A 25,132-nucleotide genomic window follows, 5' to 3' on the forward strand; every position below is an offset into this window, starting at 1 on the left:
GAAACAATACCACCGGAAAAATCTTTTTTGTGTTTGTGCATGGTATATTTTAAGCTCTGCGATACATTTCTCCCGGCATTTTGGTGACTTAAAGACCCAATCCTGTGCCAGGATGTACTGAAAGTTTCAGCAAAGCCTGAACCGCCAATTTCAACTAAAACTTTATCTGGTCAGGAAGTTTACCTAAACCCTTAGTCCCTGAATAATTTTTACAAAAACTAAGACGAATACTTTTGAGAAACCAAAAAGCTTAGTATATTTGCAACCGCTAAAGAAAACCATGCAAATGGTTTCTGGAGAAATGGCAGAGTGGTCGAATGCGGCAGTCTTGAAAACTGTTGAGGGTCACACCTCCGGGGGTTCGAATCCCTCTTTCTCCGCAAAAGGAAAACCCGCAACAAAAGTTGTGGGTTTTTTAATATCCAGTCGCGTCAATAGCAGAGCTTTTGTAAGAGGCAGGATATTAAAAAAGCAAAGCAAGCGCCAGCTTGATTGGGGTTTCTATGCTTGACCAGGATAACCTATTGGGGGATCAACGCTGCTAATCCTTTTATTGCGTTAACTGAAAAAAGCTATCTATAAAACACACCTCATTCATTTGTCATTCATTCCACAGATCGGGTATGAGTTCATATCCGGTAGCCCCTAAAGGTTTCTGATCATAAGGCTGTAATTTCCCGGCATGTACTTCATACACTCGTTTTGCCGTTTTTTTGATGGACTCCACCATATGCGGATACGGCCGATCGGTTACATCCACGATGCCGCAATTATAATTTTCGCCATCATAACGTCTTCCGGTCAAATCCTGATCGGCCCATTGAAAATAAGCAACCCCGATTAAGCCCGGGTGATGAAAAGCCTGCTCGGTATAATGCCTGAAAGCAACACCCCGCTCCTCCTGATTTTTCACCTGAACTAGGGCCTGAGCCATGCCCCTGTTGACCGTTCCGGAGTGAAATTCCCCAATAATCATGGGCAAATCTGTCACTTCACTTATCCTGTCCATCGTTTCTTTTGGAGGAACCACTTCATAGGCATTGAAACTAAATACATCAAAAACGTCTTTACACAGTTTTAAAATTTCGTCCTCCGGAACCTCTCCAAAACGTATTCCTAAGGTAAGATGGTTGGGGTCATATTTCCTGACGGAAGCTTCCACAGTCTGGAGAAATGTTTTAAACGTATCAAAAATAAACGCCTTACGCCTTTCCGGCGTATCGCCTTCTGCCAGATAATTCACCAAAGCCTGTCGGATTGGTTTCTCATCCTCTTCAGCCAGAATCAAATCACATAACCTGGATTCCTGGCCCAGCCAGGAGGGTTCGTTACCCGTAAAATAGCCTATCAGCCATTTGTTATCCCTGTAAGGGGAAACCGTCTTCCTCACAGCGTCTTCTATTCTTCTTTGGAAATCTGAAGCGTATACATCGGCAAGTCCCATCACTCCCTCTTCAATCCCAAGCCCAGAAAGTTGCAGCATAAATGGTTTCTGATTCATGTCTATCACCTCCTTGCTGCTCCAGTTGGCTATGGTATTGATCCCCCAGTTGGACATTCGCTCTATAATCATTTCCCTGGATTTGGAAGGAAAATCCTCTCCAAAGCGCCGGTGTAAATTCCATGTCCCAAAAGACACTGAATTAGGCTTATCCGGATCGTAGCCTATACCTTTTGGGGGTAATGTCTTTAGGAAAGAAGACCGGTCCCGCTTATCCAGTCTGTTCACCTGTCCGCCATTACCCGGCGCAATACAATCTACCCCAAGAGACAAAAACCGAAGGCCTTCGGGATCCACAAACCACCAGGTATCCTTAACCTTTTGAGTTCTAAAAAATCCTGTACCTTCTACTTTAGCATTCAGATATCCCCCATATTTTGAATAATTATAATCTTCTTCTTTTGTTAAGTTTGCTTCTTCGGTTTTCCAGTCTTTTTCTAACTGGTCAAGGGATTTGATTTTATTCTCAAAATCCAAGAGGTTAGATTGACCAAATTCATCGACGATTGGTGTTTCGCCAAGATACTCATCGCCGGGATCCTCTTGGTGCAGACTCAGAGCACGCAATTCAAAAGTAGGGTTGCCAATGGGCGCATGCATCCGGATTCCGATAGAATCCACGCCTTTGAGGGGGCCGCGCTCACCTCCCAGATTAAACCAGCCGGTATATCGCGGCTGATTCATGGTTGCTGCGATATCATTTGCCGCATCGGGGAGCTGCCTGTAAAACTTCAGGGGAATTGCCAGTTTTATCCAGCCCCCGGGAGCATAGCTCATGACCCGAAGTTCATTATATCCGGAATTTGTAGTGAATCCAATCTGGAATCGCTGGGCCGTACTTATATTCATTTCAAGCAGCACAAAATTATAGTCACTCCAGTCGGTCTCGAGATCAGGGTTTATATCCCGAAGGGCAAATTTTTCACCTGATACCCTTTTAGTACTATCAAATTGAACTTTAAAGGTTTTACGTTCAAGATCCTCACATCCCAAAAAGGACATGCAGGCCAGAGTGAGAATAGCCATAGGCGATAAGATTTTTGTTCTAAAATTGCTTTTAATCGTATTCATAAGCTTCATTTTAATTCTAAACAAGGCTGTATAAGCCTTAAAATCACATGTGTTTAATTCAGCAAGTGTTTTTAGTTTTTTTCAGTTAACCCTTACACTTTAAAACTTAGGTCTTGGCGTATTCAGGATAAACCCAATTCATTTTTATTGTATTTTAGACGCATCAATACGACTTGTATTCCATGCCTAAAACAACTCCTATGCATTATATTCTTTTTTACAAAGCCATAGCTGACTACATCGAGAAAAGAGCCCCTTTTCGGGAAGAGCATCTCAGCTTAATCAAAACCGCACACGAACAGGGAACTTTACTCATGGCAGGAGCCTTTGCTGAACCCGCCGATGGCGGCGCTTTTATTTTTAAAGCCGATGATCCTAAGGTTGCCGAAGACTTCGCCAAAAACGACCCCTATGTCCAAAACGGACTGATTGTCGAATGGCGTGTTCGCCCCTGGACCGTCGTTGCCGGCGGCTAACTATTCGACTGCTTTTTGCAATAAACGCATCACGTCATCGATTTTTGAATTGTCGATCCAGCGGGTGACCACGAGCATGTCATTGGCTTCGTCTACGATAATATAGTTTCCTCCAAATCCGGCCGCATAATACACCGTTTTGGAAACGCCTTCCCAGCTTTCCTGACTGTTGTTCCACCATAAATAACCATAGTCCGGGTTGGCCCGGGAAGAGTTCTGTATGCTTTCCACCCAGTTTTCTGAGATTAGCTGCTTATCCTCCCACTTACCCTGCCTGAGAAACAATAAGCCAAACCTGGCATGATCCAGGGTATTGATAAAGATTCCTCCCCCGAAATGCCCTCCTCCGCTCACAGACTGCATTTGCAAACCGTCTACATTCACATACGAGTTGCGATATCCCAGCCATCTCCAGGTGGTAGAAGCGCCTATCGGATCCATGATTTCCTCTTTTAAGACCTGCGGAAGTGTTTTTCTCCAAACCTGAAGCAGGGCGTAAGCCAGGACATTAACCCTTACATCATTGTATTTGTAATGCGTGCCTGGTTCATAGAGTGGTCTTGCTCTCCAGTCGTCAATGGAGCCTTCTCCGGGAGGTCGATCTGCCCAGTCGAAAAGCCCGAACTGCTGTCCGGACCAGTCTGAAGACTGGGTGAGTAAATGCTCCCAGGTTATTTTTTGATTGTGCAAGCCGTCGAAAGTCCCGTCCCAGACATATTCATGTGCTTTATCATTCAAACTGTGAATCAGCTGGCGATCCAAGGCCAATCCAGCTACGGTAGACAGGTAACTCTTAGCTACACTAAAGGTCATATCTACTCTTTCGATATCTCCCCATTCGGCCACGATATAACCATCTTTAATCACCAGGCCGGCCGGTCCGCTGCGTTCCTTGGTTTCCCCTAGAATTTCAAAGTCAGGTTCTCTGGAAAAAGCTTCTAAAATAGCGATTCTCAAATCCCTGTCCACGGCATTCTCGTATTGCGAGGCGATGCTAACCGCAGAATCCAGGAGCACTTCATTGATCTGTAAGGACTGGGGAGATTTCCGCTCCCAGTCCTGATCCGGGTAGTACTGTCCGAACCCGATGTTTGAACAAAACAGAAAAACACAGGTGAATATGAATACAATTTTCATGTTGAATAGTTTAGGATTAACCAGTCAAGTTATTTATAAAACCCGAACTAGAGTTGAGCAAGCTTAATAAATTTTAAATTTCGCTAAAATAGTAAAGCAAATTAAAATCAGGCTAAGCTGAAATAGGTTTTATTTGTTTTAACTAATCCACGAAGTTTTTAATATATATTAGAATCCTTGACCTGAAACCTGCATCGATGAAAAATCAAAGCCATCTTTTTAGCCTTCCTGAAAATTTACATTATCTGAACGGGGCCTATATGTCTCCTAATCTGAAATCTGTTGAAAGGGCCGGAATTGTGGGCCTCTTAAGAAAAACGGATCCTACCTCTATCCAAGAATCCGATTTCTTTGAGCCGGCCCTAGAGATGAAGTCACTGTTTGGAAAATTGATTAACAGCCCTGCCTCCCAAAATGCGCTAATCCCCTCTGCCTCTTACGGCTTGATTAATGCCCTGCGCAATGTCCCTTTCAGAAGCGGGCAGCAGGTCGATTTTATTACTTGAACATGGTTACTATAAAAAGTGGGTGCTAGAGTTATTTTTAGGTACCGTATAGCTACCTTTTTGGAGAGAAAAAGTTGACAATTTGACTAATGGAAGAAAACAGAGAAATTCAAAAACTATTGCAAATAAAAAAGCCCTTCCTGTTGGGAAAGACTTCTAGCGGTTTATAATTCTAAACCTAAGAATGCTTTGACACATTCACAACACAACTTCTTAAAGAATTTTCACTTTCGTGGAAATTAAAGCGGTCTGGACGAGACTCGAACTCGCGACCCCCTGCGTGACAGGCAGGTATTCTAACCAACTGAACTACCAGACCGTTGCTTAATTGCGAGTGCAAATATAAACCCAATTTTTAATTACACAAACATGTTTGAGGAAAATAATTCAACAAAAAAAGCCTTTAAGACTTTAGCTTCTGTTTTTCAACTAAGTAAGCCGATAATATTTTTTCAAAATCTCCGCGGATGTCTGCTTCTACGTATCTTATCCTGTATTTGGCACATATCAGCTTCACTTCCCGGATGAATTCTGTCATCTGTTCAGTGTATGCTTTCTGAATCTGATGCGTGTGTAAATCGATTTTGACTCCGGTCTCCATATCAAAAAATCGCTTGGGTGTTTCATCGAATTCAAAATTGACTTCCGTTTTATGATCCAGGGTGTGAAACAGGACCACCTGATGCTTATTGTATTTGAGATGTCTCAAGGCTTCAAACAGATCGGCACGAGGCAATTCCGGCTGCAGCAGGTCGGTAAAAAGAAAAATCAGGGAACGCCGTTTTAGCTTTTCAGCGATTTCATGCAGGAATTGATAGGTGTTGGTCTTTAAACCTGGCTGAGGAGTATTGATGCATTCTTCAAGTGCATTGTAAATCCTGTTGTAATGCAGACCACTCCCCTTTTCTGTGGCCTGAAACCTGAGTCCCTCATCATAAACAGTCAATCCCACAGCATCGCGCTGTTTGTTGAGCAGTTGCATAATAGCCGCTATGGAGAGGGCAGAAAAGCTCAGCTTATCCAGCTGAGTCAAGGAAGGTGAAACCACTTCGGGATAATACATGGACGCCGACTGGTCCAGGATAAAATGACACCTCAGGTTGGTCTCCTCTTCATAGGTTTTGGTGTAGAGCTTGTCGGTTTTGGCATAAAGCTTCCAGTCTATATGCCTGGTGCTTTCTCCTGTATTGTAGAGTTTATGCTCTGCAAATTCAGAAGAATACCCGTGAAAGGGGCTTTTATGAATTCCCGAAATAAAGCCCTCGACCACCTGTGAGGCCAGCAAAGGAAGATTGGTCAGTTTAGATTCGCGAAGAACTCTCTGGATATCCATCATATGTACTCATAAAAAAGGCCTGGTCGTGAACCAAGCCTTTAAATGTAATTCTCTTTATTATTAATTACAGGGCGCTATCAATAGCTTCCTTGTAAGTTTCTTTTTGAGCAACACCAACCTGACGATTCACCAGTTCTCCATTTTTAAATAAAAGAACCGTAGGTATATTTCTGACGCCAAACTTAGCTGCAAATTCTTGGTTTTGATCAACATCCATTTTCGCAATAACGGCTTTACCTTCATATTCAGTGCTCAATTCATCAATAATTGGGCCTACCATTCTGCAGGGTCCACACCAGGCTGCCCAGAAGTCAACCAGCACGGGTTTGTCGCTTTCTAAAACTTTTTCTTGAAAATCTTTATCTGTTATTTCTAATGCCATAATTATATGTTTTATACAAAATTAGCTTTTGTGTTGGAATATTGAACTTAATTATATCTTAATTAATCTTATTTAAGACTCTATAAGGCTTATTTAATAAGTCCGCCACTTGATATTGCACCCCATGCTCGGTTTTTGAAGCTTAGAAACTGCTCTGTTGTTCAATAAAGCATCCAGGGCTTCTCTTATACTTCTACCAGAAGTTGGAATGCCGTTTTTAGGTCTTGAATCGTCCAGCTGTCCCCTGTACACCAACCGCAAAGCTTCATCAAATACAAAGAAATCTGGCGTACAGGCCGCCTGATAAGCTCTTGCCACGTCCTGAGTTTCATCGTATAAGTAAGGAAAGGGGTAATTGAGCTGTCTTGCCGCCTTAAACATCTCCTCCGGATGATCCAGCGGATAGGCTTTTACATCATTACTTGAAATGGCTACAAAGCCGAATCCAAGTATTCTGTAATCATTAGCCAGCCTCACAATCTCTTCATTCACATGTTTTACATAAGGACAATGGTTGGAAATAAACATAATTACAGTTCCTTTCTCGCCTTTGAGCTGGTCAAGTGAATACACAGCTCTGGATATAGAATCCGGGAGTTCAAAATTTGGAGCTTTGGTTCCAAGATCCAGCATACTGGATGAGGTTAATGCCATGTTGTTGTTATTAGGTCAGTCAAATTTAAATAAAAAAAGCTATCGAATACCGATAGCTTTAAAATCCTGTTATTTTCAAAAAAAAACTATTTTTTTTCTGATTTGGTATCTTTCGCCGGAGCGTTTACTTTTTCAGTAAGCTCATAGGATAAAGAAGACTTGTCGAAGGTCATTTTACCAGCGCCCGTCTCCAGGATCACAGCATCAAGCTTTTCGCTCATGTCTGCGACTTTCCCATGCAAACCACTTTTGGTAACTACTTTATCTCCACGTTTTATCGATTCAATAAAATTCTTTTCTTTTTTCTGTTTTTTCATCTGAGGCCTTATCATAAAAAAATAAAGCACAACAAATATTAAAACTAACGGTAATAAACTTCCTAATTGATCCATGTGTTATTGTCTTACTGGGGATCCAGCGTTACTATTTTGAGGATTCACGAAAGCCTTTATTCTGATCGTTTCTCTTCCAGACTCAGTGTTAGCAACTATTCTAACCGCTTTCATTTGCTGGTTTGGTTTGCCTCTGGTGTTAAATTTAACCAGCATCTCTCCTTTTTCTCCAGGAGCGATAGCACCCTCCGTCCAGGTTGGTACCGTACAGCCACAACTTGCAGTAGCATCAGAAACGATAAGTGGAGCATTACCTGTATTGGTAAAGACGAAGGTATGTTCTACGATTTCACCTTCTTCCACAGTACCAAAATCATGCATTTCTTCATCGAATTTCATCACTGGAAATTCTTCTGCTTTGGCATCGCGCTGCTCTGCTATCTCTTTCTTGGATTCGTCTACTTTGTCGGCAGCTTTATTTTTACAAGCTGATAACGACAATGTTGCTATGGCAACTAAAGCTAACATTAACTTTTTCATGTGTAACAATTTTAATTTAATTCAAAAATATGACAATTTAGGGAATTACATTAAGCCTCTGCCGACTTTATTAATTTTTCCATTGGATTGGTATTCTTTGGACACCGTATCCAAAACGCCATTTATAAATGTACTGCTTTTGGGGGTGCTGTATTCCTTGGCCAGCTCCAAATATTCATTGATGGTTACTCTTACAGGAATAGACGGGAATTTGATAAATTCACACAAAGCCATTTTTATAAGAATGCTGTCAATTTCAGCAATCCGGTCCTGATCCCAGTTGGGGGTTTTGTTTTTTGTGATTTCAGAAAACTGTTCATCCGCAAGTAGCGTTTTAGTGAATAGCTCTCTGGCAAAATTTTCGTCTTCCACATTTTTGTAAAGACGCGGAATGTTTAACACCTCGTCGCTTTCTTTCTGCTTCTGAAGAAACTTGAGCAAGGTGGTATTCACAATGGGAAAATCATCTATCCAGGTTAAATTGTGATCTTCGTAATAATCATACAGATCATCATTCGGGGCAATGATTTTTTTGAAAATGTCCACGACAAATTCCTTGTCTTCCTTAAAACTGCTGGTTTCCGTAAAGATATAATCCGCGTAAAGATCGGATTCCAGGATTTTGTTCCAAATTAAAATCGGGTATTCATCATCCTTGTACCAGTGGTTCAGCTTTTTACTTTCTATAAGCTCACTTAAAGCATTGGAGTCTGCAATTCTGTGAAGCAGCTGATTATTGATAAACTTCTTATTGGGGTTTTTTTCTTCCTCTGTCGCCAGAAATTTCTTCTTCACAATCTTATAATAGTCTTCGGCATGACTTCTGACCTTAACCAAGAGCTCCAAATTGAGAAGAAACAGATTGTACATATCTTCTGTGCTCTTTTTCAGGAATTTCTCTTCAGCCTGCATGGAGTCCTTACTGCCCTGATGGAAAGCATACAAAGATTGCATCACTTTTGCACGAATATGTCTTCTTGTTAGCATGTGTAGGTTATAGAAATTTAGCGCAAAAATAATATTAAAAAGAAGAGTTAGAAGCCTATTTTGGTTTTTTTAAAAACAAAATGAAATAAGCCCGCATCCTCAGGGTTCAGATATTTAAACTTTTGTTATATCAAAGGGCTATCCAGTCTTTTGATTACATTTGCAACTTCAAAAAGAAACGTGGATGAAGGCTCTTCTTAGTCTAAATAAATACTTATACAAGTACCGAGGCAGATTGGTTCTCGGTTTTATCATCACTATAGGCGCACGGGTGTTTTCTGTCTTCACTCCCCAGCTTATCAGCGACTCCACCACGGCTATAGAACAATATGTGAATGGTGAAATCACCAGTGTCGCAGAAGTCAAAGAAGAATTACTCATCAATATAGGCCTTATCATGGGTGCTGTTTTAGCTTCTGCCATCCTCACCTTCCTGATGCGCCAAACCTTTATTGTCGTTTCCAGATTTATTGAATACGATTTAAAAAATGAGGTTTATACCCAGTATCAGAATTTGTCCCTGGATTTTTATAAACGAAACCGAACCGGTGATCTGATGAACCGGATCTCTGAAGATGTATCCAAAGTAAGAATGTATTTAGGCCCGGCCCTGATGTATGGTGTACAAACGCTAACGCTTTTTGTGGTCGTGATTTATTTTATGATAGAAGCCGCTCCCATGCTTACCCTATATACCCTGGTGCCCTTTCCTATACTTTCGTTTGCCATTTATAAACTGAGCGTCGCCATCAACAAAAGAAGTGCAGAAATACAGCAGTTCCTTTCCCGACTTAACACTTATACTCAGGAGAGTTTTAGCGGAATTGCTGTGATTAAATCCTACGGAATCTTAGGCCGTTTCAATTCTGATTTTGTGGAATTGTCCAATCAGAGCAAGGAGAAAAATATCAGCCTGGTTAGAGTGGAAGCCTTTTTCTTCCCGCTCATGATTTTATTGATTGGGTTTAGTAACTTATTTGTGATTTACTTTGGCGGAATGCAGTACATCGATGGCAAAATAGAAAGCGTAGGGGTTATTGTGGAATTCTTGCTTTACGTGAACATGCTGACCTGGCCGGTAGCTTCTGTAGGCTGGATTACATCTATGGTACAACAGGCTGAAGCCTCGCAGGAACGCATCAATGAATTTTTGAGTGAAACGCCAAATGTCAAAAACCATTCGCCGAATTCTTCTGAAGACATCAAAGGAGAAATCGAATTTAAAAATGTGAGTTTCACTTACGAAGACACCAATATTGTAGCCTTAAAGAATATATCCTTTAAAGTGAACAAAGGGGAAACCCTGGCCGTCATGGGCAAAACGGGATCCGGAAAATCTACGATCCTGGAATTGATTGGGCGCCTATACGATGTGGACGAAGGTGAAATTTTAATCGACGGCAAACCTATTGAAAGCTATAATTTGAATGGATTGAGGCAGCAATTGGGCTACGTTCCTCAGGATGCTTTTCTGTTCAGCAGCTCCATACGAGACAATATAAAGTTCGGGAAGGCCGATGCTACCGAAGAAGACATCATCAATGCAGCCAAAAACGCAGCTGTTCATAAAAACATCATTGAATTCAGCAAAGGCTATGATACCGTCCTGGGAGAGCGAGGGATCACGCTTTCCGGAGGTCAGAAACAACGGGTTTCCATAGCCAGGGCCATCATTAAAGATCCGCAAATCGTCTTGTTCGACGATTGTCTGTCTGCCGTGGATACAGAAACAGAAGAAGAAATATTCAGTAAACTGAACAAAATCTCCGACAATAAAACCTCAGTCGTTGTCAGTCACCGTGCCTCTTCAGCCAAAAATGCCGACCACATCATCATACTGGATGAAGGTAAAATTAAAGAAGAAGGCACGCACACGGAACTTATCGATCAAAAGGGTTACTATAAAGACCTGTATCAAAAACAACTTTCAGAAAAAGAAAATTGAAAATTTATTTGCGTTTTTAATTTTTTTTAAGACTTTTGAACAAACCTTATATTAATCTTATTTAACAAACGTATTATGAGTGACCAAGGACCGATGAAGAACGAAGACATTTTCTCGAAAGTAATAAGAGCAGGAAGAAGAACTTACTTTTTTGATGTTAGATCTACCAAGGCAGATGATTATTATCTAACGATAACCGAGAGTAAAAAATTCACCAACGATGACGGGTCTTTTTTTTACAGAAAACATAAGATTTACCTGTACAAAGAAGATTTCGAAAACTTCAAGGAAGCCTTGGATGAAACCACCAACTTTATCATTGATAACAAAGGAGAGGAAGTCATAAGCGATCGTCATCAAAAAGACTTTACAAAACCTTCGGAAGCGGACTCTGAGCACTCCACTCAACCCGAACCTGTAGCCAAGACAAGCGCTGCAGCCTTTACCAACATAAGTTTTGATGATATTTAGAGCATAGCTCCCCCCATAATCAACCCCCTAACACCTGCAGGTGTTAGGGGGTTTTTGTTTTTTATATAGGTTTTCAGAAGCAAAATTCAGGGTCGTGTTTTTAACACATCAGTAGTGTGTTATAATAATAAAACATGTATACTTTACTGAAATTGAGCTTTTTATGAATTAGAGTATATTTATTCTTAAATAAATTAACAAAAGTCATTTAAAAATGAAAAAAATCACATTAATTCTAAGTCTGACTCTTCTAGGGCTAGTCTCCTGTACCCAAACCTAACAGATCAGGAAAAAGAGAACATCGAACAGGAAATCAAACAAGCCACCCAAGGCATTGCTGATGCCGCTAATAATCTGGATACAGACTATTTCAGATCGGTATATTGGAATGACGACCAGGCTATTTTGATCGACCCTTCTTATGGAGTAGTTGATTATGATACCTACAAGGATGCCACTGAAGAAATGTACTCTGGCTTGGAAATGATCAACTTCATCAAGGATACCATCATGGTAAGAGTTATTGATGAAAATACAGCCTATGCCGTATTTAAAGGAAGTGCAAAAGGCGAGGCAAAAAATGGAACGAAAATGGGAATCAATGATTTCTATGCTTCTATGGTCTCTGAGAAAGTAGATGTCCAGTGGAAAATCGCACACACCCATGAATCCTTTAAACAAGAAATGATGATGCCTTCTACTTCAGATTCTACAACTGTTGAATAATATTGATTTGAAATCTTAATTTAACGCCTGTAAGTTTAAATTTACAGGCGTTTTTATTTTGAAAATCTAATTCGAAATTTTAAAGACAATAGGGAGCGAAAAAGTAACATCAATTGGATTCCCGCGTTGTCTGCCAGGTTTCATCCTGGGGAGTTTTTCGATCACTCGTCGACTTTCTTCTATAAGTTTAGGGTGAGGCGCTCTGGCGTTTATAAACTCAGCTTCACCATTAGCTTTTATTTTGAAGGACGTATATATTCTATTTACACCTGATAATCCAAGATCTGAAGCCAGCCCCCTGTCAAATTCTTCATTGATGAAGGTTTTGAGCTGTTCGCTCATGCAGGATTTTCTCTGCTCGTTATCTTGGTATTGCTCACAGCCAGGAAAAATAGGAACGTCCTCTATAAATTCAAAGGCCATTTCTTTGATGGGTTCATCCTCAACCTTATCGATTTCATCGAGATCTAAGAAGACTGGTGTTGAGACTCGGTCCTCAGGCTCAGGTAGTTTTTCCTGAACTTCCGACTCATCTTCATCAATACTAAACTCTTCTGTGTCTGGTTTTGATTCTGGAATAGGCTTGAGTTTTTCCTCTGGAATCTTTACCACTGGCATTTCTTCATTATCCAAAAGGAGATAAGTTATGGTGTCTTGATCAGGAGTAGTTCGGGCTTCCGTTTTCCATTCCACCAAGATCAAAATACAGACAAGTGTTACTATTAGACCCATTTGAAAAAATAAGGTTTTCTTTCTATTCAGATTTTTACTTGGATATTTTTTGGGTTTCATCATTCGTTTTTTTAAAGGTGAGAGATATCATAGCATTAAAAAGATAAATAACTTTTTAAGCTTTAAGGATCAAAAACGAATTCATCTATGTTCTAGCATTTTCAAAATACCAAGAATGATGCCATGTGTATTTGTTCAAAAAATTAAGGCGATTTCATTAGCTAACTTGAGCAATTAGAATGCTATTCAATTTCTATAAGGCTTAGACCAGAAATGAAGCAGTATTTACTTAAGGAAACCCGAAAAGACCACTTTTAAAGGTTTTGAGGAGAAGACTTTTGCAATATACAGCAGGACAAACTTCAACTTAGGATGAGACTCATCTGATTTCATCAAAATCTTTCATCAAAACATGATAAAAATCAGTTATTCTGATTTTTTAATTTATATAATTGATTATCAATTACTTATACTAAGACTATAGAGAGATTGGCCTGAGCAATATGACTTTAATCATATAGTAAACATTTCTTAATATTTAGTTTTGTTAAAATTATTAAAATCAGAAAAACATGAAATCACTCATTAAAATCTCTTGCATTGTACTTCTAGGTTTACTCATGGCTTGTGGTGGAAATGGAGAAAAGAAAGAAAAAGACCCCATAAAAGTTGGTCAGCAATCTCGAACAGAAAAAAAAGCTGAACCTAAATCCTCATCATCTGCTGAAACTACAACAGAAGAGGATTTGGCCAATCTGGGAATTGGCCCTGTTAACTCTGTTGATATCGAGGAAGGCATAGATCAAAGCCTTGCTAATCGAGGCAAAGAAGTCTTTGGTAATCTGTGTACCGCTTGTCATAAAATGGAGAAGAAATTTGTAGGACCCTCCCTGATTAATGTGACTGATCGCAGAACACCGGAATGGATCATGAACATGATTTTGAATCCTGAAGAAATGATTAAAAAAGACCCGATTGCTAAACGCTTGCTTATTGAAAATAATATGGCAGTCATGGCCAATCAAAACGTGTCTAGAGAAGATGCTCGGGCTATTCTGGAGTATTTCAGAACCTATGATAAGAATAATTAACCTACAAAAATATGATGTTATGAATATTCAATTTACGATTAAATCATTGACCTCTGTATTGGTTTTAGCAGGCTTCCTGGCATGCAACTCATCAGACGAAAAAAGTAATCCAAACCAATCCACAGGGGAAGCAGCAGACTTAACCGAAACTTCCGCTTCCAATAAAGGACAAGCCTTCATAGAGGGAGACAGCGAAGAAAAAAACGCACTTCAACTAGCAATTGGCTCTGAAGACCACACCACACTGGTGACCGCTGTAAAGGCTGCAGGAGTTGAAAATGCTTTGGTTAATGTTGGACCGCTTACGGTGTTTGCACCTACCAATTCGGCTTTTGACAAAATAGATCAGGCCACACTGGAAGACTTACTAAAGCCTGAAAACAAAGCTAAACTCGCTAACATTTTAGTGCATCACGTTGCCCCTAGCAATTACCCGGTTAAAACTCTGGAAAAAAACATAGAAAAAGACAGAAAGCTTTATATGGCCGATGGTTCTTACCTGGAAGTGGTCAGAAAAGGAGAAGATCTTTATATAGGTGATGCCAAAATCATGGCTTCCGTTAATGTAAGCAACGGATGGGTTCACATTATTGATAACGTTTTATTACCAAATAACTAAACCTTAAAATCAAAACAATGAAAACAATTCAAAAACTTTTACTAGGTCTGGGTGCAGGTTTACTGCTTATAGGCTGCGGTAACAATTCAAAAGAGGGTTCGGCTGGTGCTATGGCATCTTCTAATGCCGAGAAAGTATATCTTGCTCCGGGTGAACACGACGAATTCTACGCCTTTATGTCGGGTGGATATTCAGGAAACTTAACCGTTTATGGCCTGCCAAGTGGAAGAATGTTAAAGGAAATTCCTGTTTTTTCTCAGTTTCCAACAAATGGATACGGGTATTCTGAAGAAAGTAAAGCCATGCTCAACACCTCTTTTGGTTTTGTGCCCTGGGGAGATTCTCACCATCCTGATATTTCACAAACCAATGGTGAACTGGATGGTCGCTGGATATTTATCAATGAAAATAACACCCCAAGAGTGGCAAGAATAAGCTTAACCACTTTTGAAACGGAAGAAATTATCGAACTTCCAAATTCGGCTGGTAATCACGCTTCCTCATTTGTTACTGAAAATACAGAATATATTGTCGCAGGAACTCGTTTTGCAGTTCCAAATCCGCAGAGAGACATGCCTATTGATGAAATGAAAGGCGAATTTAAGGGCCCTTTGAGTTTTATTTCAATCGATCAGGAACATGGTCATATGAATCTTGAGTTTCAATTAAACATGCCAGGCTTCAATTATGACTTAGCTCATCCCGGACGGGATAAATCTCATGGATGGTTCTTCTTTACCTCTTATAATACTGAAGAAGCACATACCATGCAGGAAGTCAATGCTTCACAAAACGATAAAGATTTTATCGCTGCTGTGAACTGGCAAATGATAGCGGAATATATAAAAAATGGCGGCGGAACCAAAGTAGCTGGAACTTACGCGCATAATACCTATGATGAATCCACTATGACAGCCACTACCGAAATGAAACAAGGGGTTATATCTGTAGACCCAAGAGAGGTTGAAGGTGCTGTATATTATATGCCTGTGCCTAAATCTCCTCACGGACTGGATGTAGACCCATCAGGGCGGTACATCATAGGTAATGGTAAATTATCGACTCAATTGAGTGTGTATTCTTTTGAAAAAATTCAAAATGCAATTCAAAACAAAGATTTTGATGGTGATGCTTACGGCATTCCTATTTTAAGCTTTGAATCTGTACTTGAAGGAGTCGTAGACAGCGGGGGATTAGGCCCGTTGCATACTGAATTTGATGGAAAAGGTTTTGGCTATACCACCTATTTTATTTCATCTGAAGTTGTCAAGTGGGAATTGGGGACTTGGGAAGTTATCGACAGACAGCCTTCCTATTATTCTGTTGGTCACCTGATGATTCCCGGTGGTAACTCCAGAAATCCCTACGGTAAGTATATGGTGAGTTTGAACAAAATCACCAAAGACAGGTATTTACCTACCGGACCGGAACTCGAGCACTCTGCTCAGCTCTATGATATTACTGGAGAGAAAATGGAACTGCTTTTAGATTTCCCAACCCACGGTGAGCCTCACTATGCTGCTGGAATCCCTGCTGAGAAAATAAAAGCGCAATCCAAAAAGTATTATGAGCTGGAAGAAAACAATCATAAATATGCAGTAAAAAATGAAGCTGACACGCGTCTGGAACGTAATGGAAATGAAGTTCATGTCTATGCAACAACAGTAAGAAGTCACTTTGCACCCGATAATATCGAAGGTATAAAAGTAGGCGACAAAGTCTATTTCCATATCACGAATCTCGAGCAGGATTTTGATGTTCCTCACGGGTTTGCAATGATTGGAGCCAATACCTCAGAAATATTAGTCATGCCTGGACAAACTAAAACCATTATTTGGGAACCTAAACGCGAGGGAGTATGGCCTTTCTACTGTACAGATTTCTGTTCTGCACTTCACCAGGAGATGCAAGGTTACGTTAGAGTTTCTGCTAAAAACAGCAACACTAAATTACGCTGGTCACTGGATGACGAGTGGAAAGACTAATACAAGTTGACACCGCATTTTGATTACTTAATCTGGGGCGGGTAGATACTCTGCTCGCCCCTTGTTAATAAAACTTATACTATGAAAACGGCAAGCATCACTATGATTATTGGTTCTGCCCTATTGTTTGGGTTGTTTTTTTACCCGCTATGGAGCATCAGCCTGGAAGCACCTCAATACCCGAGTGGCATAGGAATGTATATTCACCTCGACGGACTTGAAGGTCACGAAAAGCATGATATTCAAAATATAGATGGTCTTAATCACTATATAGGTATGCGTAAATTACCAAAAGATGATGAAATGTGGGAATTTTCTGTATTTCCTAAAGTTGTTGGTGGTATGGCTATACTGGGAATTATCACTGGAATTCTAGCTTTTTTTAAAAAAATATCATACCGGTGGTTTTTAGGCTGGCTTATTTTAATGCTTGTATTAGGTGTTCTTGGTATGATCGATTTTAATAACTGGATGACCGATTACGGCACCAATTTAGATCCTAAAGCCATTATGAAAATGACAGATGATGAAGGCAATCCTTTGAGTTATAAACCGCCTCTGTTTGGCTCCAAAGACATTTTGAATTTTACAGCTCATTCTTATCCGGCTACCGGTGCCCTACTGATGGGAATAGGAATGACCCTCACCTTTGCCGCCTATATCATCGGACTTAAAAAAGCAAAATAACATGCAAAAATATGCCATTATAATCTTATACTGTCTTGCTGTGGCAGCATGTGACAAATCTGCCAAACCCATTGCGTATGGTGAAGATCAGTGCGATTTCTGCAGCATGTCTATTGTGCAAAAAACACATTCTGCGCAGTTGGTGACTGAAAAGGGAAAGCAATATAAGTTTGATGCCATCGAATGCATGGTAAATTACATCAAAGAAGAACCCGGAAAATTTGAAGAAGCAAATTTATTCGTCGCCAATTATAATCAACCTGGTAAAATGATTCCTGCAGAGCAGTCAACTTACTTAATCAGTGAAAATCTAGCCAGTCCTATGGGCGCTAATTTAACTGCTTTTGTATCTTCAGCAGAGGCCAAAGCAGTTCAAACAAAATTAGGTGGTCAAGTGTACACATGGTATGAAATCAAGGAGGTCATTCATAAGAACAATCCCTTAAACCACTAAAATGAAAATCAATTTTATCCTGTTTTTCTTTATTATAGTTTCTGTTGCAAGTCATGCTCAAAACAGGACCCTAAATGTCTGCGCCCAGGATTGTGAATTTTCTTCTATTCAGACCGCAGTCGACCAGGCAAAACCCGGGGATTCCATTTTCATTAAAAAAGGGATTTATAAGGAACACGATATTTTTATCGACCAGAAATCCATTCACCTCTATGGTGAAAAAGGAAGTATTGTCGATATTGATCATAAAGGCTACGGCTTTAAAGTTGAAGCCAGCGATTTCAGCATCACCAATCTTAGCATAAAAAATGTGGAGGTAAGTTATACTTCAGATTACGCCGCGATTTACCTTTTTAAATGTTTTGATTTCAAACTAAAAAATATCACTTTAGAAAAGGCTTTTTTCGGTTTTTTAATTGAGAAATCTAAAGATGGAGTTGTCGAACAAAACGATATTTCCGGCACAGGTCAATCTGAAGCCAGTTCCGGAAACGCTATTCACCTCTGGAATTCAAAAGAAATGACCATAAGGGATAACGAGGTTTACGACATGCGGGATGGGATTTACATTGAATTTGGGGGTGATAATGTGTTCGAAAACAACTACAGTCATGACAATATGCGGTATGGACTGCATTTTATGTTTTCCGATGATAATCGCTACAGCTATAATACGTTTCAAAATAATAGTGCAGGCGTTGCGGTCATGTTTTCAAAACGTATTGAGATGAACCACAACGTATTCAAAAAAAACTGGGGCACTGCCTCTTACGGGCTATTGCTGAAGGAAATCAATGATGGCAAAATTTATAATAATACGTTCGAAAACAATACCATAGGTATTACCGCCGATGGTTCTACCCGAATGGTTTATCGAGAAAATGACTTTATCAACAATGGCTACGCCGTCAAGTTTGTAGGAGGAAGCTATCAAAATGATTTTTCAAGAAATAATTTTCTTTACAACAATTTTGATCTGAGTTACTCTGGCGGTCTGAACAACAATAGCTTTGACACCAATTACTGGAGTGATTACACAGGTTACGATTTAGATAAGGACGGTTATGGAGACGTGCCTTACAGGCCTGTGAAACTCTTCAGCTATCTCGTAAACCAGACTCCAGAAAGCATTATTTTATTGAGAAGTTTATTTATCGATATCATTAATTTTTCTGAAAAAGTCACCCCCGTTTTTACACCAGAAAACCTGGTAGACTACCAACCCTTAATGCACGAAGTACAATGGTAGAATTTAAAGATATTCATAAAAAATTTGGAAAAAACGAGGTGCTTTCAGGTATAAATTTAAAGATTCAGAAAGGGAAAACCACCGCGATTCTGGGCCCAAATGGCTCTGGAAAGACCACCTTGATTAAAATACTATTGGGAATGAATCACGCCAATTCAGGTGAAATTCTGGTAAACAACACCTCTATCAGAAACAACTGGTCTTATAGAAAAAACATGGACTACCTGCCCCAAATCGCCAATTTTCCCGGTAACATAAAGGTGAAAGAGATTATAGCCATGATGAAGGATTTGCGACAGCAAACAGCTCGCGATAAAGAATTGACAGCCTATTTTGAACTAAAGCCTTACCTCAATACCAATCTCAGTCATCTCTCTGGCGGTTATAAACAAAAGGTAAACTTAGTCCTAAGTCTTATGTTTGACAGCCCTTTCATCATCTTAGATGAACCGACTTCAGGCTTAGATCCCTTGTCATTAATCAAGTTGAAAGAGCTGCTCAAAAAAGAACAGGAGCAGGGAAAAACCATTCTGATCACCTCTCACATTATGAGTTTTGTGGAAGAAATTTCAGATCATATCAGTTTCATTTTGGATGGAAAAGTCTATTTCGACGGAAGTATAGGCGAGTTAAAGTCAACGACAGGGAAAGCCAATTTTGAATATGCCATTGCTAATCTATTAAAAACCAATCATGCTTAAAATTTTAAAATACAGTTTTTTTGACTTGGTAAGAAGCCGCTGGAGCTATGTCTATTTTTTATTCTATCTGCTTTTAAGTTCTGTATTGTTATTTTTGAATAACGATCTCTCCAAGGCTATTATCACTCTGCTCAACGTTGTCATTATTTTGGTTCCCCTTATCGGAACTATTTTTGGGGTGATGTATTATTACGATTCGCAGGAATTTACCGAATTGCTTATGGCACAGCCCATTACACGAAAATCCATTTTTTTGGGACAGTTCTTAGGAGTAGCCACTTCCCTTTCCCTTAGTGTGCTATTAGGTTTGGGCATCCCTTTTGTATTATATGGTTTATTCCAGTCCAACGTGATTTTTGACTTTTTAATTCTGATTGTTGTGGCTGTTTTCCTGAGTTTCATCTTTAGTGCTTTAGCCTTCAATATTGCCTTATCCAACACCAATAAAATTAAAGGCTTTGGTTATGCCATTTTAGTCTGGCTACTTCTTGCCGTTATTTATGACGGTGCTTTCCTGATGGCTTTGATGTATTTCCAGGAATATCCTTTAGACCAGTTCTCCTTACTGGCTACACTTTTTAATCCCATTGATTTGTCTCGAATTTTAATTCTGTTGAAACTTGATATTTCTGCTCTACTGGGCTATACGGGAGCTATTTTTAGCGCTTTCTTTGGTACAGTCTGGGGGAGTTTTGTCTCTGTAGGAGTTTTGGTTTTATGGGTGGTATTCCCTCTATGGCGAATGCTTCATACAGTTAACAAAAAAGATTTTTAATTTTTTCTCGACTTGATTGAAATCATAAACAAAGTCCTAGGCTATGGGTAATTTTAGATTAAATTAAAACATACATATCATGACTTTATTAAAGGATAAAACGGTTGCAGATTTGGTAAGTGAAAACATAAACACGGCTCATGTTTTCAAAAAACACGGTATTGATTTTTGCTGTGGTGGTGGGATTAGCATTGGTAAAGCTTGCGAAAAAAATCAGGTTAAGCTACATGAACTGTTGGAAGATCTTCAAAATATTGAAGGAAAAGAACGCACCTACAACTACAAGGAATGGGATCTTGATTTTCTGGTTCAACATATTGAACAGGTACATCACCGCTATGTAGAAGACAGCATACCCCTTCTGATTCAGTATACCCAAAAAGTGGCAAGCGTAAATGGCGATTCAAACCCCGAATTGATTCAGGTAAACGATTTGTTCGCTGAAATTGCCAATGAATTAACTCAGCATATGAAAAAAGAAGAGCTGATTCTATTTCCATTTATACGAAAAATGGAAAAAGCGATGAAAAACGGCGAAACAATAGACCGGGCTCACTTTGGAACAGTTGAAAATCCCATTGCCATGATGGAAGATGAACATGAAGCTGCAGGAGATTTACTTAAGGAAATAGCTCGCATAACAAGCAATTATACCTTGCCAGAACATGCCTGTAATACCTATAGGGCCATGTTTCATAAACTACAGGAATTTGAAACCGATTTGCATTTGCACATACATTTAGAAAATAACATTCTTTTCCCAAAGGCTCTGGCCATGGAGAAAAGTATCTTTTCATAGTTTGTTTTGATGATGACCCTAAAACAGTATTTTATAAGTAGCTTTTTATATTTACTTGTCACCGCTGTTTTAGGGTTTTTTCTTAGGCTCGAGGCCACTCCCCTTGAAATCGGTGTCATAAAGAACTACAACTATGTGGTACATGCGCATTCACATATTGCCTTACTGGGCTGGGTTTATTTAGGCTTAAGTAGTTTTATCGTTTATTTTTTTATTTCAAAGTCGAAAGTCAAAAAACATTATACCAGAATTTTCTGGGCAACTCAGGTTTGTTTAATCGGGATGCTTATAGCTTTTCCTGTTCAGGGTTATGCTTTAATGTCGATAACATTCTCCACCTTATTCATGCTTGTAAGTTATGTATTCTTCGGATTTATTCTTAGACATACGCAAGCTGAATTCAAATTAAAAAAATCATTCCTTCTCATCAAACATGCCTTGTTCTATATGGCATTATCGTCATTTGGACCCTGGGCTCTGGGCGCGATTATGACCACTCTAGGCAAAACCTCGGTGTGGTATAAATTAGCGATTTACTTTTACCTCCACTTCCAGTATAACGCCTGGTTTGTCCTGGCCGTTATAGGCCTCCTGGTGTTCATCCTGGAGAAATATCATTTTAGGATCAAAACCCAGCCGTTTACAAAATTTATATATCTCATTCATATAGGAATCTTCGGCAGTTTTTTCCAGTCCACGCTTTGGGCAAGCTCAGACTGGACTGTGTAACTGTTTAGCAGTCTGGGAAATCTGTCTTTATGGCTTGGTTTATTTTATTTAGGGAAATCTATTAAAAAGCCGATGGAACTCTTTTACAGAGAATTACCTCCACAATCTAAATTTACCTTGAGGTTTATAGGCTTTGTTTTCATCTTAAAGCTGATCATGCAAACCTTAAGCGGAATACCTGTTTTTGCTGAAATAGCCGCTGCCAACTTAGATGTGGTCATCGGTTATTTGCATTGGTTCTTCTTAGGCTTCGTCAGTTTATTTTTAGTGTTTCTGGCCTCCTACCTGAAGTGGATCAAACTTTCAAATCTAAGCCTAAGCCTCTACCTCATCGCCTTTCTTACTACAGAATTTTTGATTTTCTACCGCGCTGGCAGTGCTGCCTTTGGATGGCAGTATTTTTCGCATTTAAATACCTATTTAGCACTGGCTTCTTTCTTATTTAGCACTGCGTTAGTTATAATTTTATGGCAGACCCTTTTAATTCGAAAAAATAAAAATCAGATGAATTCCAAAACGGATTATATTGAATTTTAGAAGATTATTTTGCTACAGAGACCAAAGAGACATGGATGTAGTCAACGTATTTTACATGAGTAAATATGAATAGGTATCTTTAATTCAGTTGAGATTGAGATTACACATTCACCCCAAACAAATAGCCTACCAGAGCCGATAAGCCCATAGCTATAGAACCCCAGACCAGTATTCTCACGACAGCCTTCAGAACATCGGACCCGCCTGTTTTTGCCGAGACAGCTCCCAGAATAATCAAGGAGACACTAGTGAAACCGTATAAGTAATATTCCATCAGATTCATCGGGGCGAAAATGGTGACCAGCAAGGGTAAGGCCCCGCCAAAAGCAAATGCCACGCATGAGGTTAAAGCAGCCTGGATAGGCTTAGCCTGATTGATATCAGTAATGCCCAACTCATCTCGCATGTGCGCACTCAAAGCGTCGTTTGCCGTCAATTCTTCGGCTACCTTAAGCGCTGTTTCTTTTTTAAGTCCGCGTTCTTCATAAATTTTGGCCAGCATCTGTAATTCCAATTCGGGCATCTCTTCCAGTTCTTGTTTCTCGCGTTCAATATCGGCTGTTTCGACATCGGTTTGAGAACTCACTGAGACGTATTCTCCCGCAGCCATAGACAAAGCTCCGGCTACAACACCAGCAGTTGCGGCAAGCAAAACAGGGTCTCGTGTTACACTTGCAGCGGTTACCCCAATAGCCAGACTTGCTGTCGAAATAATACCGTCATTTGCTCCAAGGACCGCTGCACGCAACCAATTGCTGCGCTGCACATAATGCGCATCTAAGTAAGTATCGATGTTTTCAGCATCCTTATCTGCAGATACCTCTGTCGCTTTTTTATTTGCCATGGCCTTTCTTAGGGTGATTTGTTATATCATTTATTCCTCGACATCAAATGCCTTCAACTTATTTTTGGCTGCCCTAAGCTCTTCCTGTAAATCATCGATTTGATGCAGTAAATTATGTATCACATCGATGCCTTCTATATTTATATTCAACTCATAATGAAATTGAATGGCTCTTTCAAGGGTTTTTAGCTGTTCGTTTAAAATGTATTTTTTATCCTCTACCACTACGATTTCAATAACACCATTGTCATTCAGGGCCTCGATAAAGGAAAAATTAATATCACAGTTGGAACAGAAATGTTCAACGAGTATCATTTTATTGGTTTCCATGCGTCCTGAGGTTTTGTAATTCAGTTAGAAGTTCTTTTTCTTTTTCTGAGAGGTCTGTTGGTAATTTCACCTGATAGGTTACAAACAAATCACCAAACTCATTTTCCTTTTTATACACGGGAAAGCCTTTGCCCTTTAGTTTGACTTTTGTGCCGGGTTGGGTTCCTGGAGCTACCTTCAGTTTAACTTTGCCGTCGAACGTGTCTATCCTGACTTCACCACCAAGGAGAGCCGTGTATAAATCTATCTCTGCTGTGGTGTATAAATGCTTTCCGTCTCGTTTAAAATCGGTATGGTTTTGTATTGAAAAGGTAATGTATAAATCCCCCCGTGGTCCTCCACCAGGACCCGGGGCACCATGTCCGCTTATTTTTATCACCTGCCCGTTTTCAATACCCGCCGGAAAGGTTAAACGGATTTTTTTGCCGTTTACAGTCAGAGTTTGCTGTTGTGAGGTATAGACGTCTTTTAAATTTAACTCCAACTCAGCGTTTAAATCCTGGCCTCTGTACCGGGTTTGTCCGGTTCTGCTACCCTGCTGACTTCTGCTGCCCTGACCACCAAACATGGATTCAAAAAAGTCTGAAAAATCTCCTGAAAATTCCTGTTGATTAGAGTGCCCACCAGCGGTTCGATAGGCCTGTTGCTGTTGTCGTTGCTGCTGCTGAGCTTTTTTAAATTCATCTGCGTGTTTCCAGTCCTTACCGAATTCATCGTATTTTTTTCGATTTTCAGGATTACTCAGTACTTCATAAGCCTCACTCACCTGTTTAAACTTGGTTTCAGCCTCCTGATTGTTGGGATTCAAATCGGGATGGTATTTCCTGGCCAGCTTACGGTAAGCCGCTTTGATCTCCTTTTCAGTAGCCTTTTTGGAAAGGCCTAATATGTTATAATAATCAATAAATTCCATAGTTGAGCGTTGAATTTGATTACTAACTACCTATATCAAAGGTAGATACTTTGTTTCAAAACCTCTTAAGTTTGACTCATAAAATTTAAGGACTACAGTTAAATACTTTATAAATCAGAAGCATTTAAATGAGTATAAAGATCAAATGCCTTTTATTTCCAAAACGGATTCGGCCAGACTTCGCAGGATTGCTGCGCCTCATGAATGTCCTGGTATGCTGCAAGTTGGTTTTCAGTCAATTTTTCCTGAATCCAGTTAAACAGTTCACGCTCTTCCAGGCGGATATGCTTCTGCAGCAATTCATAAATCGCTTTGAAATCTTCATACGACTTAGCCTGGATTTCAAAAAGAGACTTTAATTCACCATGCTGCTGCCTGGCTTCCTTTACCAAAGGGTGTCCCTCATCAACTCTGGGGAACAGCTGTTTTTCTTCCATTGTGAAATGAGGCAGCAGATGGTGTTTCCAAAACCAGGCGGCATAGGCTTCCATAGCCTGAAGCTTAGCTTTTTTGGCCACACCTTTCTGCAGGCGCAGAGCAAAAATAAGCCCGTCATGATGTTCTCTGCTGAGGTTTTTTAGGGCATCGTGACGTTTGATAGGTGTGTTCATAAGTTGTTGATA

Annotated in this window: 29 protein-coding genes and 2 tRNA genes; 17 read left to right on the forward strand and 14 right to left on the reverse strand. The window is 39.9% G+C overall.

The annotated features are described in order from the left end of the window. Nucleotides 1-295: 295 nt before the first annotated feature. Nucleotides 296-380 (forward strand) — tRNA-Ser (locus G3567_RS05885). Nucleotides 381-601: 221 nt separating this feature from the next. On the opposite strand, the gene G3567_RS05890 is transcribed toward G3567_RS05885, so the two are convergent. Then, entirely contained in the window at nucleotides 602-2,572 is a 1,971-nt protein-coding gene (locus G3567_RS05890) for a hypothetical protein (protein ID WP_164004412.1), read from the reverse strand. Between the two features lie 200 nt (nucleotides 2,573-2,772). Between G3567_RS05890 and G3567_RS05895 the strand changes: the two genes are divergently transcribed. Further along, nucleotides 2,773-3,048 (forward strand): YciI-like protein, encoded by a 276-nt coding sequence (locus tag G3567_RS05895; protein ID WP_164004413.1) that lies wholly within the window; start codon nucleotides 2,773-2,775, stop codon nucleotides 3,046-3,048. Here the strand turns inward: G3567_RS05895 and G3567_RS05900 are convergent, their stop codons facing one another. After that, nucleotides 3,049-4,185, reverse strand: a complete 1,137-nt coding sequence (locus tag G3567_RS05900; RefSeq protein WP_164004414.1) for a serine hydrolase domain-containing protein — start codon at nucleotides 4,183-4,185, stop codon at nucleotides 3,049-3,051. A gap of 197 nt (nucleotides 4,186-4,382) precedes the next feature. On the opposite strand from G3567_RS05900, the gene G3567_RS05905 reads away from it, so the two are divergent. After that, nucleotides 4,383-4,691 carry a hypothetical protein gene (locus G3567_RS05905; RefSeq protein WP_164004415.1) on the forward strand — a complete coding sequence of 103 codons (309 nt, stop codon included), beginning with the start codon at nucleotides 4,383-4,385 and terminating at the stop codon, nucleotides 4,689-4,691. Nucleotides 4,692-4,936: 245 nt separating this feature from the next. On the opposite strand, the gene G3567_RS05910 is transcribed toward G3567_RS05905, so the two are convergent. The 7 genes from G3567_RS05910 to nusB all read right to left on the reverse strand — a co-directional run bounded on the left by G3567_RS05910 (nucleotide 4,937) and on the right by nusB (nucleotide 8,922). Beyond that, nucleotides 4,937-5,010: transfer RNA gene (locus G3567_RS05910), tRNA-Asp, on the reverse strand. Between the two features lie 84 nt (nucleotides 5,011-5,094). Continuing rightward, on the reverse strand, nucleotides 5,095-6,024 hold the full coding sequence (locus tag G3567_RS05915; protein WP_164004722.1) for a DUF58 domain-containing protein: 930 nt from the start codon (nucleotides 6,022-6,024) through the stop codon (nucleotides 5,095-5,097). 67 nt (nucleotides 6,025-6,091) lie between these two features. Then, the gene (trxA, locus tag G3567_RS05920) at nucleotides 6,092-6,409 is read right to left on the reverse strand and encodes a thioredoxin (protein WP_164004416.1); all 318 of its coding nucleotides are present in this window, start codon (nucleotides 6,407-6,409) and stop codon (nucleotides 6,092-6,094) included. A gap of 93 nt (nucleotides 6,410-6,502) precedes the next feature. Then, a complete protein-coding gene (locus G3567_RS05925; protein ID WP_164004417.1) occupies nucleotides 6,503-7,063 on the reverse strand; it encodes a thioredoxin family protein in 561 nt (186 codons plus the stop codon). A gap of 86 nt (nucleotides 7,064-7,149) precedes the next feature. Further along, nucleotides 7,150-7,455, reverse strand: coding sequence for a preprotein translocase subunit YajC (gene yajC / locus G3567_RS05930; protein ID WP_164004418.1), 306 nt, complete (start codon nucleotides 7,453-7,455; stop codon nucleotides 7,150-7,152). Between the two features lie 3 nt (nucleotides 7,456-7,458). Then, entirely contained in the window at nucleotides 7,459-7,935 is a 477-nt protein-coding gene (locus tag G3567_RS05935; protein ID WP_164004419.1) for a DUF1573 domain-containing protein, read from the reverse strand. 45 nt (nucleotides 7,936-7,980) lie between these two features. Continuing rightward, nucleotides 7,981-8,922, reverse strand: a complete 942-nt coding sequence (gene nusB, locus G3567_RS05940) for a transcription antitermination factor NusB (protein ID WP_164004420.1) — start codon at nucleotides 8,920-8,922, stop codon at nucleotides 7,981-7,983. A 184-nt stretch (nucleotides 8,923-9,106) separates the two neighbouring features. Between nusB and G3567_RS05945 the strand changes: the two genes are divergently transcribed. The 3 genes from G3567_RS05945 to G3567_RS05955 all read left to right on the forward strand — a co-directional run bounded on the left by G3567_RS05945 (nucleotide 9,107) and on the right by G3567_RS05955 (nucleotide 12,064). Then, nucleotides 9,107-10,867, forward strand: coding sequence for an ABC transporter ATP-binding protein (locus tag G3567_RS05945; protein WP_164004421.1), 1,761 nt, complete (start codon nucleotides 9,107-9,109; stop codon nucleotides 10,865-10,867). A 75-nt stretch (nucleotides 10,868-10,942) separates the two neighbouring features. Beyond that, nucleotides 10,943-11,338: a PUR family DNA/RNA-binding protein gene (locus tag G3567_RS05950; RefSeq protein WP_164004422.1), complete on the forward strand. Its 396-nt coding sequence runs from the start codon at nucleotides 10,943-10,945 to the stop codon at nucleotides 11,336-11,338. A gap of 312 nt (nucleotides 11,339-11,650) precedes the next feature. Further along, the gene (locus G3567_RS05955; RefSeq protein ID WP_317164164.1) at nucleotides 11,651-12,064 is read left to right on the forward strand and encodes a nuclear transport factor 2 family protein; all 414 of its coding nucleotides are present in this window, start codon (nucleotides 11,651-11,653) and stop codon (nucleotides 12,062-12,064) included. 66 nt (nucleotides 12,065-12,130) lie between these two features. Here the strand turns inward: G3567_RS05955 and G3567_RS05960 are convergent, their stop codons facing one another. Further along, nucleotides 12,131-12,859: an energy transducer TonB gene (locus G3567_RS05960; RefSeq protein WP_235923496.1), complete on the reverse strand. Its 729-nt coding sequence runs from the start codon at nucleotides 12,857-12,859 to the stop codon at nucleotides 12,131-12,133. A 509-nt stretch (nucleotides 12,860-13,368) separates the two neighbouring features. Here G3567_RS05960 and G3567_RS05965 point away from each other — a divergent pair. The 11 genes from G3567_RS05965 to G3567_RS13460 all read left to right on the forward strand — a co-directional run bounded on the left by G3567_RS05965 (nucleotide 13,369) and on the right by G3567_RS13460 (nucleotide 22,422). After that, nucleotides 13,369-13,887, forward strand: a complete 519-nt coding sequence (locus G3567_RS05965; protein ID WP_164004423.1) for a c-type cytochrome — start codon at nucleotides 13,369-13,371, stop codon at nucleotides 13,885-13,887. Between the two features lie 19 nt (nucleotides 13,888-13,906). Further along, nucleotides 13,907-14,506 (forward strand): fasciclin domain-containing protein, encoded by a 600-nt coding sequence (locus tag G3567_RS05970; RefSeq protein WP_164004424.1) that lies wholly within the window; start codon nucleotides 13,907-13,909, stop codon nucleotides 14,504-14,506. Between the two features lie 17 nt (nucleotides 14,507-14,523). Then, a complete protein-coding gene (gene nosZ, locus G3567_RS05975) occupies nucleotides 14,524-16,491 on the forward strand; it encodes a Sec-dependent nitrous-oxide reductase (RefSeq protein ID WP_164004425.1) in 1,968 nt (655 codons plus the stop codon). An 81-nt stretch (nucleotides 16,492-16,572) separates the two neighbouring features. Continuing rightward, complete coding sequence (locus G3567_RS05980; RefSeq protein ID WP_164004426.1) at nucleotides 16,573-17,178, forward strand: hypothetical protein; 606 nt, start codon at nucleotides 16,573-16,575, stop codon at nucleotides 17,176-17,178. Nucleotide 17,179: 1 nt separating this feature from the next. Then, nucleotides 17,180-17,632, forward strand: coding sequence for a nitrous oxide reductase accessory protein NosL (locus G3567_RS05985; protein ID WP_164004427.1), 453 nt, complete (start codon nucleotides 17,180-17,182; stop codon nucleotides 17,630-17,632). A gap of 1 nt (nucleotide 17,633) precedes the next feature. Then, nucleotides 17,634-18,881, forward strand: a complete 1,248-nt coding sequence (locus G3567_RS05990; RefSeq protein ID WP_164004428.1) for a nitrous oxide reductase family maturation protein NosD — start codon at nucleotides 17,634-17,636, stop codon at nucleotides 18,879-18,881. Continuing rightward, complete coding sequence (locus tag G3567_RS05995) at nucleotides 18,875-19,582, forward strand: ABC transporter ATP-binding protein (protein WP_164004429.1); 708 nt, start codon at nucleotides 18,875-18,877, stop codon at nucleotides 19,580-19,582. The genes G3567_RS05990 and G3567_RS05995 overlap by 7 nt, the downstream gene beginning before the upstream one ends. After that, the gene (locus G3567_RS06000; RefSeq protein WP_164004430.1) at nucleotides 19,575-20,357 is read left to right on the forward strand and encodes an ABC transporter permease; all 783 of its coding nucleotides are present in this window, start codon (nucleotides 19,575-19,577) and stop codon (nucleotides 20,355-20,357) included. The genes G3567_RS05995 and G3567_RS06000 overlap by 8 nt, the downstream gene beginning before the upstream one ends. A gap of 79 nt (nucleotides 20,358-20,436) precedes the next feature. Next, the gene (gene ric / locus G3567_RS06005; protein ID WP_164004431.1) at nucleotides 20,437-21,156 is read left to right on the forward strand and encodes an iron-sulfur cluster repair di-iron protein; all 720 of its coding nucleotides are present in this window, start codon (nucleotides 20,437-20,439) and stop codon (nucleotides 21,154-21,156) included. Between the two features lie 9 nt (nucleotides 21,157-21,165). After that, nucleotides 21,166-21,885 carry a hypothetical protein gene (locus tag G3567_RS13455; RefSeq protein ID WP_235923497.1) on the forward strand — a complete coding sequence of 240 codons (720 nt, stop codon included), beginning with the start codon at nucleotides 21,166-21,168 and terminating at the stop codon, nucleotides 21,883-21,885. A gap of 72 nt (nucleotides 21,886-21,957) precedes the next feature. Then, nucleotides 21,958-22,422 carry a hypothetical protein gene (locus G3567_RS13460; RefSeq protein WP_235923499.1) on the forward strand — a complete coding sequence of 155 codons (465 nt, stop codon included), beginning with the start codon at nucleotides 21,958-21,960 and terminating at the stop codon, nucleotides 22,420-22,422. Nucleotides 22,423-22,522: 100 nt separating this feature from the next. Here the strand turns inward: G3567_RS13460 and G3567_RS06015 are convergent, their stop codons facing one another. From G3567_RS06015 to G3567_RS06030, 4 genes are all read right to left on the reverse strand, one after another. Continuing rightward, complete coding sequence (locus G3567_RS06015) at nucleotides 22,523-23,266, reverse strand: VIT1/CCC1 transporter family protein (protein WP_164004432.1); 744 nt, start codon at nucleotides 23,264-23,266, stop codon at nucleotides 22,523-22,525. A 30-nt stretch (nucleotides 23,267-23,296) separates the two neighbouring features. Then, complete coding sequence (locus G3567_RS06020) at nucleotides 23,297-23,596, reverse strand: chaperone modulator CbpM (protein WP_164004433.1); 300 nt, start codon at nucleotides 23,594-23,596, stop codon at nucleotides 23,297-23,299. Continuing rightward, complete coding sequence (locus G3567_RS06025; protein ID WP_164004434.1) at nucleotides 23,583-24,509, reverse strand: DnaJ C-terminal domain-containing protein; 927 nt, start codon at nucleotides 24,507-24,509, stop codon at nucleotides 23,583-23,585. The genes G3567_RS06020 and G3567_RS06025 overlap by 14 nt, the downstream gene beginning before the upstream one ends. Before the next feature lie 152 nt (nucleotides 24,510-24,661). Then, on the reverse strand, nucleotides 24,662-25,120 hold the full coding sequence (locus G3567_RS06030) for a hemerythrin domain-containing protein (protein WP_164004435.1): 459 nt from the start codon (nucleotides 25,118-25,120) through the stop codon (nucleotides 24,662-24,664). Nucleotides 25,121-25,132: the final 12 nt, after the last annotated feature.

The sequence above is a fragment of the Psychroflexus aurantiacus genome, assembly GCF_010820555.1.
GTDB lineage: Bacteria > Bacteroidota > Bacteroidia > Flavobacteriales > Flavobacteriaceae > Psychroflexus > Psychroflexus aurantiacus.